General features: G+C 71.5%; 20 protein-coding genes and 1 tRNA gene. 13 read left to right on the forward strand and 8 right to left on the reverse strand.

The genetic code is table 11. The annotated features are described in order from the left end of the window. Window positions 1–132: 132 nt before the first annotated feature. The 3 genes from OG589_RS01960 to OG589_RS01970 form a co-directional block, all read right to left on the reverse strand. Entirely contained in the window at window positions 133–876 is a 744-nt protein-coding gene (locus OG589_RS01960; protein ID WP_405145577.1) for a GntR family transcriptional regulator, read from the reverse strand. Between the two features lie 110 nt (window positions 877–986). Next, entirely contained in the window at window positions 987–1,112 is a 126-nt protein-coding gene (locus OG589_RS01965; RefSeq protein WP_405145579.1) for a hypothetical protein, read from the reverse strand. Window positions 1,113–1,202: 90 nt separating this feature from the next. Beyond that, complete coding sequence (locus tag OG589_RS01970; protein ID WP_405145580.1) at window positions 1,203–2,657, reverse strand: MDR family MFS transporter; 1,455 nt, start codon at window positions 2,655–2,657, stop codon at window positions 1,203–1,205. Between the two features lie 115 nt (window positions 2,658–2,772). On the opposite strand from OG589_RS01970, the gene OG589_RS01975 reads away from it, so the two are divergent. From OG589_RS01975 to OG589_RS02000, 6 genes are all read left to right on the forward strand, one after another. Then, window positions 2,773–3,486, forward strand: coding sequence for a TetR/AcrR family transcriptional regulator (locus OG589_RS01975; protein WP_405145582.1), 714 nt, complete (start codon window positions 2,773–2,775; stop codon window positions 3,484–3,486). Window positions 3,487–3,752: 266 nt separating this feature from the next. Next, on the forward strand, window positions 3,753–4,619 hold the full coding sequence (locus tag OG589_RS01980) for a hypothetical protein (protein WP_405145584.1): 867 nt from the start codon (window positions 3,753–3,755) through the stop codon (window positions 4,617–4,619). Between the two features lie 175 nt (window positions 4,620–4,794). Then, the gene (locus tag OG589_RS01985; protein ID WP_405145586.1) at window positions 4,795–5,157 is read left to right on the forward strand and encodes a hypothetical protein; all 363 of its coding nucleotides are present in this window, start codon (window positions 4,795–4,797) and stop codon (window positions 5,155–5,157) included. Beyond that, the gene (locus tag OG589_RS01990) at window positions 5,154–5,543 is read left to right on the forward strand and encodes a hypothetical protein (protein ID WP_405145588.1); all 390 of its coding nucleotides are present in this window, start codon (window positions 5,154–5,156) and stop codon (window positions 5,541–5,543) included. The genes OG589_RS01985 and OG589_RS01990 overlap by 4 nt, the downstream gene beginning before the upstream one ends. Window positions 5,544–5,599: 56 nt before the next feature. Next, window positions 5,600–6,349 carry an SRPBCC family protein gene (locus tag OG589_RS01995; protein ID WP_405145590.1) on the forward strand — a complete coding sequence of 250 codons (750 nt, stop codon included), beginning with the start codon at window positions 5,600–5,602 and terminating at the stop codon, window positions 6,347–6,349. Window positions 6,350–6,525: 176 nt separating this feature from the next. Continuing rightward, a complete protein-coding gene (locus OG589_RS02000) occupies window positions 6,526–7,761 on the forward strand; it encodes a CynX/NimT family MFS transporter (RefSeq protein WP_405145592.1) in 1,236 nt (411 codons plus the stop codon). 1 nt (window position 7,762) lies between these two features. Here the strand turns inward: OG589_RS02000 and sigJ are convergent, their stop codons facing one another. Continuing rightward, window positions 7,763–8,674, reverse strand: a complete 912-nt coding sequence (sigJ, locus tag OG589_RS02005) for an RNA polymerase sigma factor SigJ (RefSeq protein WP_405145594.1) — start codon at window positions 8,672–8,674, stop codon at window positions 7,763–7,765. Window positions 8,675–8,806: 132 nt separating this feature from the next. Here sigJ and OG589_RS02010 point away from each other — a divergent pair. From OG589_RS02010 to OG589_RS02020, 3 genes are all read left to right on the forward strand, one after another. Beyond that, window positions 8,807–8,879, forward strand: a tRNA-Ala gene (locus tag OG589_RS02010). 94 nt (window positions 8,880–8,973) lie between these two features. After that, window positions 8,974–9,597 carry a GntR family transcriptional regulator gene (locus tag OG589_RS02015; protein ID WP_405145596.1) on the forward strand — a complete coding sequence of 208 codons (624 nt, stop codon included), beginning with the start codon at window positions 8,974–8,976 and terminating at the stop codon, window positions 9,595–9,597. A 50-nt stretch (window positions 9,598–9,647) separates the two neighbouring features. Beyond that, complete coding sequence (locus OG589_RS02020; protein WP_405145597.1) at window positions 9,648–10,469, forward strand: GNAT family N-acetyltransferase; 822 nt, start codon at window positions 9,648–9,650, stop codon at window positions 10,467–10,469. A gap of 16 nt (window positions 10,470–10,485) precedes the next feature. On the opposite strand, the gene OG589_RS02025 is transcribed toward OG589_RS02020, so the two are convergent. Continuing rightward, window positions 10,486–11,862 carry a cellulose binding domain-containing protein gene (locus OG589_RS02025; RefSeq protein WP_405145598.1) on the reverse strand — a complete coding sequence of 459 codons (1,377 nt, stop codon included), beginning with the start codon at window positions 11,860–11,862 and terminating at the stop codon, window positions 10,486–10,488. A 284-nt stretch (window positions 11,863–12,146) separates the two neighbouring features. Here OG589_RS02025 and OG589_RS02030 point away from each other — a divergent pair, with 284 nt between their 5' ends. The 3 genes from OG589_RS02030 (at window position 12,147) to OG589_RS02040 (ending at window position 14,420) form a co-directional block, all read left to right on the forward strand. After that, entirely contained in the window at window positions 12,147–12,632 is a 486-nt protein-coding gene (locus tag OG589_RS02030; protein WP_405145599.1) for a GNAT family N-acetyltransferase, read from the forward strand. A 216-nt stretch (window positions 12,633–12,848) separates the two neighbouring features. After that, a complete protein-coding gene (locus OG589_RS02035; protein ID WP_405145600.1) occupies window positions 12,849–13,502 on the forward strand; it encodes a class I SAM-dependent DNA methyltransferase in 654 nt (217 codons plus the stop codon). Window positions 13,503–13,628: 126 nt separating this feature from the next. After that, complete coding sequence (locus tag OG589_RS02040) at window positions 13,629–14,420, forward strand: SDR family oxidoreductase (RefSeq protein WP_405145602.1); 792 nt, start codon at window positions 13,629–13,631, stop codon at window positions 14,418–14,420. A gap of 54 nt (window positions 14,421–14,474) precedes the next feature. Here OG589_RS02040 and OG589_RS02045 read toward each other — a convergent pair whose 3' ends face one another. From OG589_RS02045 to OG589_RS02055, 3 genes are all read right to left on the reverse strand, one after another. After that, window positions 14,475–15,536 carry a questin oxidase family protein gene (locus tag OG589_RS02045; RefSeq protein WP_405145604.1) on the reverse strand — a complete coding sequence of 354 codons (1,062 nt, stop codon included), beginning with the start codon at window positions 15,534–15,536 and terminating at the stop codon, window positions 14,475–14,477. 163 nt (window positions 15,537–15,699) lie between these two features. Continuing rightward, window positions 15,700–16,302, reverse strand: coding sequence for a hypothetical protein (locus OG589_RS02050; RefSeq protein ID WP_405145606.1), 603 nt, complete (start codon window positions 16,300–16,302; stop codon window positions 15,700–15,702). Further along, window positions 16,302–17,699 (reverse strand): selenium-binding protein SBP56-related protein, encoded by a 1,398-nt coding sequence (locus OG589_RS02055; protein WP_405145608.1) that lies wholly within the window; start codon window positions 17,697–17,699, stop codon window positions 16,302–16,304. The genes OG589_RS02050 and OG589_RS02055 overlap by 1 nt, the downstream gene beginning before the upstream one ends. A 223-nt stretch (window positions 17,700–17,922) precedes the next feature. Between OG589_RS02055 and OG589_RS02060 the strand changes: the two genes are divergently transcribed. Further along, window positions 17,923–19,419 (forward strand): von Willebrand factor type A domain-containing protein, encoded by a 1,497-nt coding sequence (locus tag OG589_RS02060; RefSeq protein WP_405145610.1) that lies wholly within the window; start codon window positions 17,923–17,925, stop codon window positions 19,417–19,419. Window positions 19,420–19,436 lie beyond the last annotated feature (17 nt).

Below are 19,436 nucleotides of genomic sequence, written 5' to 3' on the forward strand. Positions count from 1 at the left end.
CTCACGAGGGCGTCCCCAGTCCTCGGGTGGCGGCGCGTCGCCACACGTCTCCCCGACGTGGGTGAGAAGTGCTTTCGATTCCAATCTCTTCCCTGGATGTTTCGCCGGAGCGAGCCGCGGGTGACATTCAGGTCAATTGCCGAAGGCGGGGGCCCGCCGTTTCCTGCGCCGGCTCGGCAGCGGCTCCGCGGGCTCCTCCTCCTCAAGCTGGCTCAGGTAGAGGTGACGGGTGTGCTCGGTGTGGGCCTTCATGATCTCGCTTGCCCGGTCGGCGTCGCCCTCGGCGATGGCGTCGATCAGCGCGGTGTGCTCCTCCCAGGAGGCCCGGCCGCGCTGGCGGGCCACCGGCGTGTGGTACCAGCGGACGCGGCGGGAGACCTGGGCGGCGAGGTCGCTGAGCACGGCGTTGCCGGAAAGCTCCATGACGGTGGCGTGCAGCTCGGAGTTGACGGCCACCGCGCCGTCGATGTCGTCGGCCTCGACGGCGGCCAGGCCGCGCGAGCAGAGCGCGCGCAGCCGGGCCACCCCCTCGTCGGTGTGGTTGCGGGCCGCCAGCCGCGCGGCCTCGGTCTCGAGGAGGGCGCGCACGGCCAGCAGCTGGTCGGCCTCCTCGGCGGTGGGGGCGTGCACGAAGGCTCCGTGCCCGGGGTGCAGGTCGACCCAGCCCTCGCCGCTGAGCAGCTGGAGTGCCTCCCTGATCGGCTGCCTGGAGACCCCGAGCATCTCGGCGAGCTCGCTCTCGGCGAGATGCTGGCCAGGACGGAGGTGGCCGCTGATGATGAGCTCGAGGAGCGCATCGAAAACGCTCTCTCTGAGCGGAACGGGACGCGCGATCTTGGATGCGGCTGCCCTGCCCGCGGGATCCGACCGCGTCATTTCTTCAACTCCGGAAGGTGCCAGGGCCGCTCTCGGCGTGCCCGTCAAATGTTTTTCGTCAACTGCCTACAGCATACAGTCTTATGCTCTTTGCCTTACGGTGAGTCCGATCACCCATGCGTGGGGATGGTCGCGGGGCGGCCCGGCACGCGCAGGCCCAGGCTGACCAGCGCCGTGGCGCTCAGCGCCGCGCCCGCCCAGAGCGCGGGACGGACGCCGAGCGCGCCGCGCCGCACCAGGCGGATCGCGGGGACGGCCGCGGTGGCCTGGCAGACGATCCAGGTAGAGGCGTCCGCGCCAGTCGCGGACTCCCCGGCGGGTGGCGGTCAGGCGGCGGGCCTGCGGGGGACGAGGAAGGCCGGGACGAGCGCCACCGCGCCGATGACGAGCGCCCACAAGAAGCTCCCCGAGAAGGCGTGCGCCACGGCCCCCGCCGCCCTTCCGCCGTGCGCGGCCGCGTCGGCGAGCGTGCCGTCCGCTCCGGGGATCCCGGCCCTGAGGCGGGCCTGCAGGACGACGGCCAGCACGGCGACGCCCAGCGAGCTCGCCACCCGGATGGTGATGTTGCTCGCGGTCGTCGCCGCCGGGATGGAGGTCCGCGGCATCCCCTGGTAGAACGCGGCCGACATCGACGGGACGACGAGCCCGTGCCCGAGGCCCACGACGAACAGGGCGGCGGCGAGCACGGGCAGCGCGGTGGTCGCGTCGATCCGGGTGTAGGCGAGCGTGCCCGCCATGGCCACGGCGATGCCGGTGAGCCCGAGGCCACGGGGACCGAGGCGGTCGGTGAGCCGCCCGGCCAGCGGCATGGTGACGATGGCGCCGATCCCCAGCGGGGCGATCAGCAGGCCGGCGTCCAGGACGCTCTGCCCCCGCATGATCTGGAAGTACAGCGGAGCGAGGACCAGCAGGCCGAAGACCGCGGCCGAGTAGAAGAACAGCGCCGCCACGGCCGCGGTGAAGGACCGGTTCCCGAACACGCGCAGGTCCACGAGCGCCCGCTCGCCCCTGCGTAGCGACCGCACCACGAACGCCGCCGTCAGCACCGCGCCCGCCGTGAGCCCGGCGAGGGCGCCGGCACCGGCCAGGCCCGGCCCCTCGCCGACCTGGGACAGGCCGTACACCAGGGCGGCGAGGCCGGGGGACAGGAGGGCGAGGCCCACCGCGTCCAGCCTGCTGTCCGCCCGCCGGTCCTCGTCGCGCGGCAGCAGCCGTACGGCGAGCACCAGCGCGACCACGCAGAACGGCACGTTGACGTAGAACAGCCAGCGCCAGGCCAGCTGGTCGACGATCACGCCGCCCAGCACCGGCCCGAGCACCGGCGCGAGCATCCCGGGGATGGCGATGACGGCCATCGCCCTGCCCATGCGGTGAGGGCCCGCCGCGCGGGCGAGCATGCTCTGGCCGACGGGCATGAGCAGCCCGCCGCCGATGCCCTGCAGGACGCGGAACGCGATGAGGCTGGGGGCCGACCAGGCCGCGCCGCAGAGCACCGAGCCGCCGATGAAGAGCGCGAGCGAGGTCAGCCACATCGTCTTGGCCCCGAATCGCTCCACCGCCCAGCCGGTGATCGGGATGGTCATGGACAGGGCGAGGGTGTAGGCGGTGATCACCCACTGGATCGTGGACAGTGACGTGTGGAAGTCCCTGCCCAGTGTGTTGATCGCGACGTTGACGATCGTGCTGTCGAGGATCGTCATGATCGCGCCGAGCGCCACCACCAGTGCCAGCCGCCGAAGCGCGGGATCGAAACCCGTGGGGGTCTCGGTGGTCGTCGTCATGGGGATCCACCTCTCGTACGCCGCATCGGTTTCCGTACACCGTAGCGCTAATCGTACGCTGTATCGCTTTTGCCGTACACCGTCTCGATTTGCGCTACGCCGTATAATCGGGCCCGTGGAAGAGGCTTCGGAACGCGTGCGCGGCCCGGTGTGGGCACGCGAGACGACCAAAAGGCGGTCGGCGCTGACGCGCGAGGCGATCCTGGACGCCGCCCTCGGCCTCGCGGACGCCGAAGGGCTCGCGGCGGTCTCCATCCGCAGGGTGGCCGCCGAGCTGGGCGCCCGGGCCATGAGCCTCTACAGCCACATCGAGCGCAAGGAGGACCTGCTCGACCTGATGTACGACCACGTCGCGGGGGAGATGTACCTGGTGGGGGAGCTGCCGTCCGGGTGGCGGGAGGGCGTCCTCGCGATCTCCAGGAGCACGCGCGAGACGATGCTGCGACACCCCTGGATGGTCGACCTCGCTGGGCAGCGTCCGCGCATCGGGCCCAATGGCATGCGCCACGGGGAGCAGTCGCTGGTGGCGCTCGCCGAGTTGGACCTCGACGCGGAGTCGAAGTGGCGCATCCTCACCGCGGCCGACGATTACACCCTGGGCCACGTGATCCGCGAGGTCCTCGACCGTGGCGCGCCCCGGCGCGACGGGTTCACCCAGGCCGAGCGGGACACGGTCCTGCAGCCCTACATCGCACGCCTCATGGAGAGCGGCGAGTTCCCGAACCTCGCTCCTCTGCTGCGAACCGGCGTCGCCGGGGCGGACGACAATTTCGAGCGCGGCCTGAAGTGGCTGCTCGACGGCATCTCCGCCGAGCTGTCCCTGCCCTGAGCCGTAGGCCTGGAGAGGCCGCTCGTCGTCCGCGGCCCGCCGGACGCCTGGACACGGCCGATCGTCGTGCCTGGCCACCGCATGCCCGGAGAGGGCAGATCGTTCCGCGCGGCTGCCGGACGCCCGGGGAGGCTGGCTCGTTGTCCGGTGGCTAATGTCCACAATTGGTCACTGCGTAGCGTGACCAAATAACCGCGATTAGCTGCTGATGTGGATATCAGCGGCCATAGTCGGAGGGTTCAGGTCTTCGAGATCGAAAGGCTGCGATGAGATCCCTCCGGCACCCCCTCGCCCTGGTGGCCATGGCCGTCGCGATGGTCATGTCCCCGCTCCTCGCCACCCCCGCGTCCGCCGACCCGCCCGAGGTGACGCTGTCGCTGTCGTCCTCCCAGGTCAACACCGGTGACTCGGTCACCGTCACCGTCCAGGTCACCAACATCCACGGCTTCACGGTGCTCAACGCCGCCGCCCGGGTGTTCAGCACCCCCGCCGCGCTTCCCTCTTACGCCACCCTTACCGGATGCACCGGGGCGATCGGGCCCTGCACCACCGTCTCGGACGCGAGCGGGCCCATCGGCTTCGAGGCGCCCGTCGGAGCACTGTCGGGCGGCGCCTCGGCGACCGTCGTGTTCACGCTGGCGATCGCGCAGAACGCCCAGCCCGGGGAGCGGACCTTCCAGGGTGAGCTGCGTGGATCGAACTACGCCTCGGAGATCGTCACCGGGCCCGCGCTGACCGTCATCAGCCAGGCCGACGCGGCCGTACGCCTCACCGCCTCGCCCAAGCTGGCCCTGCTCGTCCCGAAGATCGAGTTCACGGTGCGGGTCACCGACAACGGGCCGGGCGTGCTGCGCTCGGCGACCGTCACCACCCCGCTCCCCGGCGGGCTCTCCGGGGTCTCCGGCGACTGCGCCACCGGCTCGGGCGCCGTCACGTGCACGACCGGGCAGGTCCCCTTCGGCGGTTCGGTGACCAGGAAGTTCACCGTCCCGATCGGGCTGCTGAGCATCGGCGTGCCGTACACCTTCACGGCCACGCGCACGGCGTCCGACCCCGTCGACCCCGTGAGCTCCAACGACGTGGACCAGGTCCAGTGCACCGTCGTGTCGATCGTCCTGGTGAACTGCCACTGACCCCGGCCACACGGCCCTCTCCCCGGTCACGCCGGGGAGAGGGCTCCTCACGCGGGGCTCCTCGCGGAAGGGGAGGGGGGCTCCTCACGCGGAAGGGGAGGGGGCTCCTCGCGCGGAAGGCCGAGGTGGGGGCCCGATAATCTACCTCCATGCTCCCGAGTCTCCGTGCCGTGCGATGATCGGCGCCCTGGCCACCGCACTGATCATCGGCTCGCTGCTCCTGGCGGCGATGTGCGTGGTCGTGGCCGTCAGGAACCGGCCGATGGGCATGGTGCTGCTCATCGGGCTCGGGGTGCTGGAGCTCGCGCTGCTCGCGCAGGCGGGCATCGGCATCGCCAAGGTGATCGGCGGGGAGCGGCCCGCCGAGACCGCGACGTTCATCGGCTACCTCGCGGGCACCATCCTGATCCCGCCGGTCGCGGCCTTCTGGGCGCTCGGCGAGCGCACCAGGTGGGGGCCCGCGGTCGCCGCCGTCGCCTGCTTCGCCATCCCCGTCATGGTCGGCAGGCTGCTGCAGCTCTGGCAGGGAGCCCCGTGACCGGCGCGGCGGTGAACACCGGGCCGGGCCGCCTCCTCGTCGCCGTGTACGGCGTCTTCGCGCTCGCGGCCGGAGCCAGGGCCGCGGTGCAGATCGCCACCAAGTACCACGAGGCGCCGCTCGCCTACGTGCTGTCCGCGTTCGCGGCGGCGGTCTACATCGTGCTCACGGTGGCGCTCGCGCGCGGCGCCCGCCGCACGGCTCTCACGGCGTGCGCGATCGAGCTCGCCGGGGTGCTCGTCGTGGGCACGCTCAGCATGTTCGACCCGGCCGCGTTCCCGCACGCCACCGTCTGGTCCGGTTACGGCAGCGGTTACGGCTTCGTCCCGCTGGTGCTGCCGGTGATCGGCCTCTACTGGATTTTTCGCACGCGAAAGTCCGACTAGGCCGCGATCCCAGGGGCAGGGCAGGTTTCCGTAGCCACAAAGAGGGAGGAAGCCTGATGAGCACCATCGAGCACTCGGTCGACGTGGCCGTGCCCGTGCGGACGGCCTACAACCAGTGGACCCAGTTCGAGAGCTTCCCCGAGTTCATGGAAGGCGTGGAGTCGGTCAAGCAGCTCGACGACACGCGCCTGGCGTGGAGCGTCCAGGTCGCCGGCGTGCACCGTGAGTTCGAGGCCGAGATCACCGAGCAGCGCCCGGACGAGCGCGTCGCGTGGCGCTCACTGGAGGAGCCCCGCCAGGGCGGCGTGGTGACGTTCCACCGCATCACCGACGACACCACCCGGGTCATGCTCCAGATGGAGTTCGACCCCGAGGGCATCGTCGAGACCGTCGGGGACAAGCTGCAGCTCGTCCGGATGCGGGTGCACGGCGACCTGGAGCGGTTCAAGAAGTTCATCGAGTCCAAGGGGCACGAGACCGGCGGCTGGCGCGGCGAGGTGCCCGCGCCCCTCGACGGCGACCACTCCGCCGCCGCCCGTACGGCCCCGGACGGCGACGTGCTGAGGGGGACTGGCACCACCTCGGGCCCCGGCGTCCCCGCGGCCACCCCGGCGGGCACCGTCCCGGAGACGGCACCCGGCTCCGGGCCCGCCTACGCCGCCGGCGACCCGATGCCGCCGCAGCCCGTACAGCGTGAGTATCCGCCGGAGACCCCGCTCCCGGCGCCGGGCAGCGGCCCGGTCTCCCCGCAGGGCACCCCGCGCTGGGACGACGAGCCGCCGCTGACCCCGGAGCGCCTCGCCTGACGAGCCACCTGAGGCGGCAAGGAACCGGGGGGACAGGTCGAGGCCTGTCCCCCCGGGCACGTCCCGGGCCGCCGGCCAGGCGGGAAGAGATCGCCTGAAACGTCTGTTACGCTTTAGGTCATCCAATCATCCCATGATTCGATGAAACCCTAGACAGACAGAGGATAGACCCCGGCATGACTGTGCTCGCCCCGGACAGGCTCGCGACGACCGCACCGGAACGGAGGCCGGGCCGCACGCGATCGCTCGCATGGCTCGTCGTGCTCGGCATCGTGCTCGCCTCGCTCAACCTGCGCACCGCCGTCACCAGCGTCGGCCCCGTGCTCGACCAGGTGAGCCAGGCACTCGGCATGTCGGCCGTGGTCACGGGGCTCCTCACGACCCTGCCCGTGCTCTCCTTCGCGGTGTTCGGCGCGGCGACCCCCGCACTCGCCAGGCGCGTCGGCGAGCACCGACTGCTTCTCGGCGCGCTCGTGGTGCTGGGCGTCGGGCTGCTCGCGCGGGTCATGATCGACTCCACCTTCGTCTTCCTGGCGGCCAGCGTGGTGGCGCTCTCCGGTGGCGCGATCGGCAACGTGCTGATCCCGACCCTGATCAAGCGCCACTTCCCCAGCCGCACCGGGCCCATGACGACCCTCTACGCGACGGCCCTGGCCGTCGGCACCATGCTCGCCGCAGCCGCGACGGTCCCGATCCAGCGGGCCGCCGACGGCAACTGGCACGTCGCCCTCGGTGTGTGGGCGGCACTCGCCGCTGTGGCCGCCATTCCGTGGCTTGCGCTCCTGCGCAGTGAGCCGGAGCGGTTCAGCGGGCGGGACGCCGCCGGGCCCCGAGCACTGGTGCGCACCCGGCTGGCCTGGGCGATCGCCGGATATTTCGGCACACAGTCGCTGGTCGCCTACGTGATGTTCGGCTGGCTGCCGCAACTGCTGCAGGACAGGGGGTACACCAGCGGCCAGGCCGGCGTCAGCCTGGCGGTGTTCTCGGCGCTCGGCATCCCGGTCGCGCTGGCCGTGCCCGCCATCGCGGCCCGCGTCACCAGCCAGCGCCCGATGATCGTCGGCTTCGCCGCGCTGTACGTCGTGGGGTTCACCGGCATGCTGGCCGGCCCCGCCTCGTCGCTGTGGATCTGGGTCCTGGTGGTCGGCGTCGGCATGGGATCGTTCCCGCTGGCGCTCACGCTCCTCGCGCTCCGCACCCGCACGGCGGAGGTCACCGCGGCCCTGTCGGCCTTCGGGCAGAGCGCCGGATACCTCATCGCCGGGGCGGGGCCGATCGTGGTGGGCGTGCTCTACTCGGCCACCGGAGGCTGGACGGTGCCCTTCGTGCTCCTGTTCGCCGTGATCGCGGCCCAGGTCGTCACCGGCTGGTACGCGGCCGGTGACCGCTACCTGGAGGACGAGCTCGCCTAGCTCAGGGGCCCTCGGTTCGGAAGCTTCCGAGCCGCGACATCTTCTCGGGGTTGGCGATGAGGTAGATGGTCTGGACGGCGCCGTCCGCCACCCCGAGCGAGATCACCGTGATCGGCCGCCCTTCGAGGGTCACGACCGCCGCGGGGCCGCCGTTCACCTCTGCGGGACCGACGCCGAACGTCCCCGACTCCGGGAGGCCGACCGAGGCCAGGAAGCGCCGGACACCCTCGCCCGAGGCGATGCCCGCGAGGAACCGCGCCACCCTGCTCACGCCCTCGATGACGTTGATCGGCGCCCTGGCCTTGCCTCCGCCGTCCCCCACGAGCGTGACGTCCTTGGAGAGCAGGTCGAGCAGGCCGGCAAGGTCACCGTCCACGCAGGCGGTGATGAACCGCTCGGTCACCCGCCGCCGCTCGGCCCGGTCCACGTCGAAGCGCGGCCTGCCGTCGCGCACGTGGTCGCGCGCCCGCCGGGCGAGCTGCCGCGTCGTGGGCTCCGCGCGGCCGATCACCTCGCCGATCTCCAGGTACGACATGCCGAACGCCTCCCTGAGCACGAACACCGCCCGCTCAAGGGGTGACAGGGTCTCAAGGACGACCAGCAGCGCGAGGTCCACGGAGTCGGCCAGCTCGACGTGCTCGGACAGGCCGGGCTCGGTGCTGATCGGCTCGGGGAGCCACGGGCCGACGTACGCCTCGCGGCGTGCCTTCACCCTTCTCAGCCGGTCGATCGCCAGCCTGCTGGTCACCCGGACCAGGTAGGCCCTCGGGTCGGCGACCTTCGCGGCGTCGACGTCGGACCAGCGCAGCCACGCCTCCTGCACGACGTCCTCGGCGTCCGTGGCGCTGCCGAGGATCCTGTACGCCACTCCGGCGAGGACCCGGCGGTTCTCCTCGAAGATTTCAACGGACATGACACACCAGACGGCTGGGCACCCCTCCAGCGTGACACGCGGCGTCCGTCCCGCGCGCACGATCACGGTCGGGCCGCCGGATTCGGTTTCCAAGCGGTGGCCGGGTTCCTATAGACTTACCGCGCATCGCAAGGGGCTATGGCGCAGCTGGTAGCGCGCCTCCATGGCATGGAGGAGGTCTGGGGTTCGAATCCCCATAGCTCCACCCTCGCGTTCGACCCGATACCGCCCCACACCAGGGCGGTATCGCTGTTTCGGGGCCCGAGCGCGGTCCGATCTGCGGGGAGGCCGGGTAGCAGGTGGAACGACCGACGTCGCACGGCGGCACGGGTGAGCCGGTGAACGGCACTGCCGCCTCGCACGACCCGCCGGGCATGCCGAGGGTGGTGGTGCGGCGGAGCCTGCCGACCGAGCCGGCCATCCGGGGCTCGGCGTCGCTGTTCGTCGCCGAGGCCGAGCGGCAGGGCATCCGCGCCGGCCGGCGCATGCTCCACGTCGGTCCCGAGCCCGCGGGCGAGCACGTCGCCGCCGCCCTGCGCGTCGAGCCGGGGACGCACGTGCTGGCGCGGCGCAAGCTGCTGCTGGCCGGCGATGTGCCCGTGCGCATCGCCACCAGCTACTTCCGGCTCGACGTCTTCGGCGGCACCCCGATCTGCGACCCGGGCTTCGTCCGTCCCAGCCTCCAGGCCGGCATCGAGGCCCTCGGCCACCGCTTCGGCCACGCCGACGAGCGGCTGCTCGCCCGCCGGCCGACCGCGTTCGAGGCCGAGACGCTGCTGCTCGACCCGGGGGAGTGGGTCGTCGAGATCCTGCGCGCGGCCTACGCGACGGACGGCACCCCGATCCACACCCTGGAGACCATCTGCGCCGCCTCGCGCCACGTCTTCCCCGTCACCCAGGTCACCGGCGCCGACGAGTTCTAGCGATCGGAAAACGGGTCGCCCGGGGTCGTGCCGGTTGGCACACTGGCGGCATGATCTGGACGTTCACCGATGACCTCGGTGTGTTCTCCGACGCCGCCGAGGCGTGGCTGCGCCGTGACCCCGTGCGCAACACCGTCCCCCTGACCGTGCTCGACCGCCTGCGCCACGGCCTGTGGGGGGACGACCGGATGCTCGGCTGGCTCACGGACGGCGGCGAGGTACGCGGGGCCGTCATGCACACACCGCCCCACGCGCTCCTTCTCGGTGACATCCCCCTCGGCTCTGTGCCGTCCCTCGCGGAGGCGGTGCGTGACCGCGACTTCCCCGGCGTGAGCGGGCCACTGGCGCAGTCCTCGGCCTTCGCCTCGGCGAGCGGCCTGCGGGAGACGGGGCGCGCGTCGCAGCGCCTCTACCGGCTGGAGACCCTGCGGCCCCCGTCGTCCACCGGCACCGCGCGGACCGCGAAGGACGGCGATGTCGAGCTGGTCGCGCGATGGATGCGGGCCTTCAGCGAAGAGGCCGAGCCCGGGGCCTCGCACGACGACCCGCTGCCGCAGGCGAAGCTCCGCGTCGAGCGGGGTGAGCTCGTGCTGTGGGAGGACGGCGGACAGCCGGTCGCGATGGCCGGGTTCTCGCGCCCGATCACCGGGATGTCGCGCATCGGCCCGGTCTACACCCCGCCGGGGCTCCGCGGGCGCGGGTACGGCTCGGCGGTGACGCACGCCGCGACGCGCGTGGCCGAGGAGGCGGGGGCGGGCCTGCTCCTGCTCTTCACCGACCTCGCCAACCCGACGTCGAACTCCATCTACCAGGCCCTGGGATACCGCCCGGTCGCCGACTACGCGTCCATCTCCCTGGCGCCCCGGAGCTGAACGCGTCCGCGTCCGGTCAGGCGCAGGCGGCGCCGTTCAGGGCGAACCTCGACGGGGCGGCGGCGGTGCCCGTGGCGGACCCGTTGAAGCCGAGGTTGATCACGCCTCCGGTGGCGACGCTTCCGTTCCATGAGGCGTTCCGCACCGTCACCGCGGTGCCCGACTGCGTCCAGGTGCCGTTCCAGCCCTGGGTCACGGTCACGCCCGGCGGGAGGGTGAAGGTGACCGTCCAGCTCGTCAGCGCCGCGCCCTTGTTGGTCACGTTGACCTGGCCGGTGAACCCGCCCGGCCACTCGCTCTGCTTCGCGTACGACACCGAGCAGGTTCCCGCAGTGGGAGTGGGCGTCGGCGTCGGGGTTACCGTCGGCGTGGGCGAGACCGTGGGGGTGACGGTCGGCGTGGGCGTCGGGGACGGGCCGTCGATGGTGTAGGCCGCCTTGGTGTACGCCGCGCCGCACGGGGAGCATCCGGCCGGAAGGGCGAAGCTGTAGACGCGGCCGTTGTTGGCGAGCGTGTCGGAGACGTCGCGCACCCGGATCTGGTAGCGCGTGCCGGCGGTCTCGGTGGGCGCGATGATGTACGACTGGCCCATGTCACCGTTCATCTGGGCCTTCTGCCAGGTGCCTCCGGAGTAGTACTCCACGCCGTGGATGCCGTCGCGCAGGTGTGACACGGCGATGGCAGGCCAGTACTGCTGCGCGCCCTGCATGAAGCCGATCTGGATGTCGCCGGTGTAGCCGGGCGCCGGAACGAACGACCAGGTGACGTGGCGGTTGTTCCAGTGGTTCGGGTACATGTCGCCGACGGGGGCACCGTTCCTCGCGAACCTGTTGAGCGAGTCCTTGGCGAGGTCCAGGTGGTAGGGGTCGTCGCGGCACCAGGCGTTGGCGTCGCCGCAGCTGTCCGCGACGAGCATGGTCAGCGTGGCCCCGTTGTAGGCGTCGGCGGCCCATGAGCCGTTGCGGCAGAACGCCTGGCCGGGCGCTCCGTCGTTGACGCCGGTGCAGTAGTCGGCCACCGACACCCGCACCCACCGCCCGCAGTTGAGCCCGTTGTTCCACATGCCGATCTTGGCGGCCATCGAAGGCGGCAGCGGCCGGGTGTAGTTCCCGTAGTCTCCCGGCGTGTTGAACACATTGAGCGCGACGAAGTCCTGGCTCTCCAGCACCGCCTGCGGCAGGCCGCATCCCCCGTACGGGGAGCCGAGCGCGTCGAAGTAGGTCGCGTTGCCCGTCACGGGCGCGGGCGGGTCGGCCAGCGCCAGGGCTCTCGCGGAGAGCTGGGACACGACCAGAGCGCAGAGCACGAGAGCGACGAGCAGGGCCGGAAGCGCTCCGTGCCTGCGGGCGCCGGGTGCCGAGCCCGCCGGTCGAGCGCGGTGCAGGTCTGTCATCGCCGTCTCCGTCCACGTCGTGGCCCGGCCCCGGGAGCCTGACCCAGGCTCCCTCGCAGGGCGGGGTCACCCTAAGTCGGCGCGGAATCGGCGGACAACGCCCGCGTGCTCCTGCGGACGGCGCCGCAGGTCGCGGGGGCATGGGTGAAGATCGAATCTGAAACTTCCATCGGGGAGCGCGGTGCGGGGACGCAGGGGCCAAGTGCGGACTCAGCGGTGGGCAAGCCGGGCACGCCAGCCTGGTCGAGGGCCGCGCGCCGCGGTCCCCGCTATGGAGGTGTGCCATGCCGTTCCTGCCCCGCCCGCACGAGATCCCGCCCGGGGTGGAGCACGCGTTGTTCCGCATCAGGCCCATCACCGTGCACGACGTGGTGAAGGACTACGACGCCGTGATGGCCAACGTCGACCGGTTGCGCAGGAGCTTCCCGCTGTGGGGCTGGCCCCAGGACGGGATGACGATCCAGGACGATCTCATCGACCTCGCCTGGCACCAGAAGGAGGCGCTGCTGCGAAGGTCGTTCAACTACGCGGTCATGACGCCGGACGAGTCGCGCCTGCTGGGCTGCGTCTATGTCGACCCGCCGGAGAAGGCCGGCGCGGACGCCGACGTGTCGTTCTGGGTCAGGGCCGACCAGGACGAGTCAGGACTGGAGTCGGAGGTCGAGCGCGTCGTGCGCGAGTGGATCGCCGAGGCGTGGCCGTACGAGTCCGTGCGCTGGCCGGGCCGGGACCTCTCCTGGGACGAGTGGGACGCCCTGCCTGACGCCTGAGCACGCTTGCCGCCGGACCGGCACGGCCTCTGGTCATGGCCTGGCGGCAATTGCACGACCGTCCGTGCGCTGCCAGCCGCAATTGCCGCCGAAAATCGCAAGATCCGTCGTTGACCCCCTATATTGTCAACTCTGATCCTGACTGGTCTTGACTTGACGTGTGATATCCCTCTATCTAAGGAGAGTCGGGAATCGGCTCAGTGTTGGGTGGACGGAATGACAGCGAGAGGCTCGCGCTCGGGGCACCGGGCCGCGCAGGCCGGCGCGTTCGACCGCATCGGCGAGCGATATGACGAGGCCTTCCCCTACAAGGGCGGGCAGATCGCGTCCGCCGAGTGGGTCCTGCGCAAGCTGCGCCCGGGCGCGCGGGTGCTCGACGTCGGCTGTGGCACGGGCCTGCCGACGGCACGCCAGTTCGTGGACGCCGGCTGCGACGTGACGGGCATCGACATCTCGCCCGTCATGCTTTCCCTGGCCGCGAAGCACGTGCCGGAGGCCGACCTGCGCCAGATGGACATCGTCGACCTGGACGTCGGCCTCGGGCGGTTCGACGCGGTCGTGGCCTACTTCTCGCTGTCGATGCTCCGCCGCGACGAGATCATGACGACGCTGCTCACGCTCCACGAGCTGCTCGTCCCCGGCGGCTGGCTGGCCCTCGGCATGGTCGAGATCGACGTGGACGACGCGCCGGTCCGCGTCCTCGGCACGCCCGTCCGCATGACCGGATACGCCAGGTACGCGCTGCGGGCGGTCGTCCAGGAGGCCGGGTTCAGCGTGCGCGAGCAGATGGACCTGGCCTATGTCCCGGCGACCGACGACGAGCCGCTCGAGATGCAGCTCTTCCTCAACTGCCGGAGGAACACCTTCTGACCGACGCCTTCACTCCACCGCGCGTGCGGCACGCAGGCGCGGCGGGCGCCGGGCAGATGTTTGACGCGCGCGTACAGAGCGCTTAAGTTCCGGATACCGACTGGTCGGTTTGAACGGAGAGCGCGTATGCGGGTGCGAGACAGAGTCGTCGTCGTGACCGGGGCGGCCGGCGGCATCGGGCGGGCGATGGCCCACCGGTTCGCGGCCGAGGGCGCCGCGGGCGTGGTCGTCGCCGACCTGGACGAGGCGGGCGCCCACCGGGTCGCCAGGGACATCGGCGAGCGGGCGATCGCCGTCCGGACGGACGTCTCCGTGCAGGAGGAGGTCAGCGCCCTGGCCGACGCCGCGGAGGAGGCGTTCGGGCCCGTCGGGCTGTTCTGCTCCAACGCCGGCGTCATCACCGGCCACGGGCTGGACGCCGACGACCTCGACTGGACCAGGACCATCTCGGTGAACGTGCTCGCCCACGTGTACGCCGCCCGCGCGATGGTGCCGAGGATGGTCGAGCGGGGCGGGGGCTACCTGCTCAACACCTGCTCGGCCGCCGGGCTGGTCAGCTGCCCGGGGGACGCGCCGTACGCGGTGACGAAGTCGGCCGCGATCGCCTTCGCCGAGTGGCTCTCGATCCACTACCGGACCAAGGGCCTCGGGGTGAGCGTGCTGTGCCCGCAGGGCGTGCGCACGGGGCTGCTCGGCCAGGGCATGGATGAGCACCACCTCACGGCCCGCGCGGTCATCGCCTCCGGTGAGATCCTCGAACCCGACGCGGTGGCGCAGGTCGTCGTCGAAGGGCTCGACGCCGAGCGGTTCCACATCCTGCCGCACCCCGAGGTCGCCGAGTTCGTCCGCCGCAAGTACGAGGACCCGGACCGCTGGCTCTCCGGCATGGCCAGGTTCGTCGACTCGCTGGAAGGCTGAGCCCCATGGTCAGCCCGCATACCGCCAGGCGGGCATGGCGCCGGTGCCGCTCAGTCAGCTACCTGGTTCGATGAGGTCGATGGCGCGGATCACCGCGGCGAGGGCGTCGGGATCGTTGGTGCGCTGGTAGACGTCGAGGCAGGTGTCGGCGAGTTTGATGACGTGCTCGTCCTGGTGACGGACGGCGCGGGCGAACACCTCCGCCGCCGAGTCGGGTGCGGTGGGCAGGCTCTGCCTGGGCATGGGTTCGGCGGGGGCGTAGGCGGCGGTGACCGCGGCGCCGGCCGCCCACGCGGCGGCCAGGCTCGCGCCCCAGAGAGTGGTGGGCAGTGCGGGCAGGGTGCGTAGTACGGCTGTCGGCGCGGTCGCGGAGTGCACCAGCATGATGGCCGAGCCATGCGCGTTGGGGAGATAGCGCAAGGTGGCCGCGTCCGCCAATTGGGAGATTCGGTCACGAGCCTGTTCGGCGTCGGCGGCCGGTTTGAGCGCGGCGAGCGCGGATGTCCAACCGGGGACGTCGGCGAGTTGATCGAGGCGGTGGTTGATGCCATCGCGCTGGTCGGGCACGCGCGGGATAGCGGCGAGGGCGTGCGGGGAGCCGGCGGTGCCGGATGGCGCGGCGGTTGCCGGGACCGGTTGCCAGCGAGTCGCCCAGTAGCCGAGGGCCTGCCCGAATTCGGCCAGTCGCGGTCCGTCTTCGTGGCTCAGCAGGGCATGGACCGCGTGCCCGGTACGAATCACTCCGTGCGTGGCACCGGCCGCGATCCCGGGCAGCAGACGCGGCCACCAGGTCTCCAGTACGGAACGCCAGGGCTGTTCCTTCACCTCACGCTCGAAGAAGGTCAGCCAGTCGCCGAGGCGACGCGGATCTCCCAGCGCCACATGCCAGTCATCGGCGGCGATCGGCCAAGTGCCGCGCGGCAGCTCCTCCAGACGGCGAATATAGCCGTCGAGCCATCGGTGGACCTCGCGTGCGTGCCCGCGCCTGACCATTGATTCCGCCGCCATCGGACCGTGGTTGGTCAGCCAGCCCTCGAACTCCGGTCCTGTTCGGTGCAGCCGCTCATACGCCTCGTCCAAAGTGCCATCGGTATTCATGACGCTGACGTTAGCCATGCCAGGATCGTGCGCGCTTCGGTCCAAGGACCGACAGGCCTGCTCCATCGGACCTAGGCCCTTGGATCAAGGATCTGGCTACGGAACCCCAGTTCCTTGATCCAAATGACACGGCCTGACCGACGTCCTCTGGCGGGTCTTCAGCGGCCCCTGCGGCAGAGGCTCAGGTCAGCACGGCGAAGGCTCCGGCTCCGATCAGGGCGACCGCCCAGGCGAGGTCCAGGTTGAACCACGCCCGGCGCAGCACCGAGACGCCGAGCCGCTCGTAGACGACCACCGCGAGCGAGGCCATGACCGTGAGCATGGCCAGCGTGTGCACCGCGGTGAACAGCAGCGCCTGCTCGGTCAGCGTGAGCGCGGCCTCCTGGTGGCCGGACAGCGTTATCGGGAGCAGCATCAGCCCCGCGCCGTGGGCGGTGGCCATCAGGAACGACCAGCCGGCGAGCTGCCACCCGGTGACCCGCATGCCGACCCAGCGGGGGTGGCGCCGCCGCAGGAGCTTCCAGACGCCGAAGCCGCAGACCAGCGCCGCCACGCCGTACGAGACGAACCTCGGCGGCGTGGCGACCCTGGCGGCGGCCACGAGCGCCAGCGTGACGAGCACCGACGCCGCGTGGCCGGCCACGATGGGCGGCAGCGCCCTGAGCACGGCCGCGCGTGAGCGCTCCTGGAGGCCGAGCGCGACCGCGAACAGCCACCCCATGGCCGGGTTCAGGCCGTGGAAGGCGCCGAACCCGGCCAGGGCGAGCCACTGGGCCGGTTCCATCAGGGGTAGCAGAAGGAGTCGGAGGAGGAGTCGCCGCCCTGGAGCCGCACCTGGTGGGGCCTGCGCCCGTCCTCGGCGAAGTCGACGAGGAAGCCGGGATCCACGGCGATCGAGCCGTCGTCCGCGATGTCCACCTTGGCCAGCCAGCCGGAGATGCCGTCGGGATAGAACACCTCGTCCCACGAGCGGTAGAGGGAGTTCGTGAAGTAGACCCGCCTGCCGTCCCTGCTCACCTCGACCATCTGCGGGCCGCCGTTCAGGGCCTTGCCGGGCGCGCTCGGGTGCGCGTCGCGCCGTACGATGCCGCCGATGCGGACCGACCCGGTCTGGCGGGGGTTCAGCGGGTCGGAGACGTCGTACGCCAGCAGCTCGCCGGTGCCCCACGCGGAGACGAGCAGGATGCGGTCGTCCAGCGTCAGCGAGATGTCGCTGACCAGCGGCGGGACGGCGCCGAACTGCTTGAGCGGCTCGGGGAGCAGGGCCGGGTCGGCGGGCTCGGCCGGGATGGTGATCGTCTTCCTGGCCTTCCAGACACCGTCCTCCAGGTACCAGGTGAAGATGTTCGCCGAGAGGTCCTCGACGCTGATCACGGTGTTGACGAACCCGTACGTCTTGGTCGGGTCGTGCGCGGGGCGGAGCTCCAGGGCCATCTGGTGCTGGTCGCCGAGGTCGATCTCCTGCAGGTGGGTGCGCTTGCGCAGGTCCCAGACGTGCAGCCTGTGGCCGTACTTCCGGTTGACCAGCAGGTCGAGGTCGGGGCCCGCCTCGATCATGTTCGGCGTTCCCCACTCACTGCTGATCATGGTGTCGCGCCCGAGGTGCCACCAGAAGTCGTAGTGCAGCCGCTGCGGTCCCCGGTCGGCCTCCCACTGGCCGAGCGGCTCGAAGGTGTCGTGGTCGAGCATGAACACGCCGCCCGGCGCGTCGCCGTCGACGTTGCCGAGGGCGCTGACGTAGATGGCGTCGGTCCCGCAGTGCACGGTGTGCGGGCGGCTGTACCCGGTGCGCTCGAACACGGTCTCCGGCTCGATGGTCTTGACGAGCTTGGGGTGCGCGGGGTCGTCCTTGACGTCGAAGATGTAGATGCGGGACGAACGTAGCCCGGGGATGACGAGGTAGCGCCGCTCGACGTGCGGGTGCGGCGCGTACGGGCACAGCGCCGCGCTGCAGACGTTCCACCCGAAATGGTGGAGCTCGTCGCCGGGCACCGACATGTCGTGGACGTCGACCACCGTGCCGTAGCCGGGCGAGCCGGGGTCGAGGTCGACCGTCGCGAGCCCGTCGGGCCTGCCCTCGCCCTCGGTGTCGAGGAGCGCGACGTACGCGAGGAGCTCCCGCGGCGCGGCCATGGCTTCCCTGGCGGAAGGGTAGAACGTGGGATCGGGCTGGATGAGCAAGGTGACCCCCTTCGGACGAGACCAATAACCCATCAATCTTGTAGGGAAACTCGGTCTTGTCCAGAGGTGGGTGCCGTTTCGCGTGGTACGTCCGAAAAGTTCCGTGGCTGGCGGCGATCCGGGGCGGTCACGCGCCGGGAACGGTTAGCAGTCGCTTGGGTGACGGCTCAGGCTGAAGCACTGCGAAGTCCGTCATAGGGGGTGACAACGAGGGAGGCCTCCGATGAAGTCACGAATCCTCGCCTGCGTCCTGGTGGCGCTCGTCCTGCTCGTCTCGGCGTGCGGCGCCACGTCCAACGAGACGTCCAGGGCACCCGAACCCGCCTACCCGCCCGGCGCGGAACGCGCCACGAGCGCACCGGGCGAGGCGGCCGGCTCCGGCACCTCCCGCGCGGTGCCGGAGCCCGCCCGCAGCGAGCCCGCCGACAAGATCTCCACGTTCGCGCTCGACGTCGACACCGCCTCGTACGGCTACGCGCGGAGCGGCCTCAAGGAGGGGCGGCTCCCCGACCCCGCGCAGGTCAGGCCGGAGGAGTTCGTGAACGCCTTCCAGCAGGGGTACGCCGAGCCGTCCGGTGACGGCTTCGCCATCCAGCTCGACGGGGCCAGAGGCGCGCGGGAGGGGACCGCGCTGCTGAGGGTCGGGCTGCAGACCAGGACCGCCGAGGCCGCCGCCCGCAGGCCCGCCAACCTCACCTTCGTGGTGGACGTGTCCGGCTCGATGGCCGACCCGGGACGGCTCGACCTCGTGCGCGAGGCGCTGCACACGCTGGTGGACCAGCTCGGGCCGGGCGACCAGGTGTCGATCGTGTCCTTCAGCGACCAGGCGAGGCCGCGCATCTCCATGACGCCGGCGAGCGAGCGGGCCGAGCTGCACGCGGCGGTCGACTCGCTCGAGACCGAGGGCTCCACCAACCTCGAAGCCGGGCTCGTCACCGGGTACGGCGAGGCGTCCAGGGCCTTCCGGCCGGTGGCGACCAACCGGGTCATCCTGCTCTCCGACGGGCTGGCCAACACCGGGAACACCTCCTGGCAGGGCATCCTCGACCGGGTCAAGGAGCAGGCGGGGCATCAGATCACGCTGCTGTGCGTCGGCGTCGGGCGGGAGTACGGCGACGCGCTGATGGAGCAGCTCGCCGACAACGGCGACGGCGCGGCGGTCTACGTCAGCTCGCGGGAGGAGGCGCGCAAGATCTTCGTGGAGCGGCTGCCCGCCAGCCTCGACCTGCGGGCGCGCGACGCCAAGGCGCAGGTCGCGTTCAACCCGGCCACGGTCGAGTCCTACCGGCTCCTCGGGTACGAGAACCGCGCGCTCGCCCAGCGGGACTTCCGCGACGACGCCAAGGACGGCGGCGAGGTGGGGCCGGGACAGGCGGTCACCGCGTTGTACGCGGTGCGGCTGCGGCCGGGGACCTCGGGGCAGGTGGCCATGGCGACGGCCCGCTGGCAGGATCCCGACACCCGGGAACCGGCCGAGACGAGCCGCGCGGTGGAGGTGTCGGAACTGTCCGGTGCGCTGTGGGAGGCGCCGTCGCCTCGGCTGCAGGTGGACGCGGTGGTCGCCGCCTTCGCCCAGCGGCTGAGGCACGCCGACGACGAGCTGTTCACCGAGGACCTCGCCGGGCTGGCCGGCCACGCGTCGCGGCTGGCGTCGGCGACCGAGGACCCCATGGTGGCCGAGCTGGCGGAGCTGATCAGGGCGGCGCGTTCGCTGGAGTGAACCTCGCGGACACCGGC

The organism is Sphaerisporangium sp. NBC_01403 (assembly GCF_045040145.1).
Taxonomy (GTDB): Bacteria; Actinomycetota; Actinomycetes; order Streptosporangiales; family Streptosporangiaceae; genus Sphaerisporangium; species Sphaerisporangium viridialbum.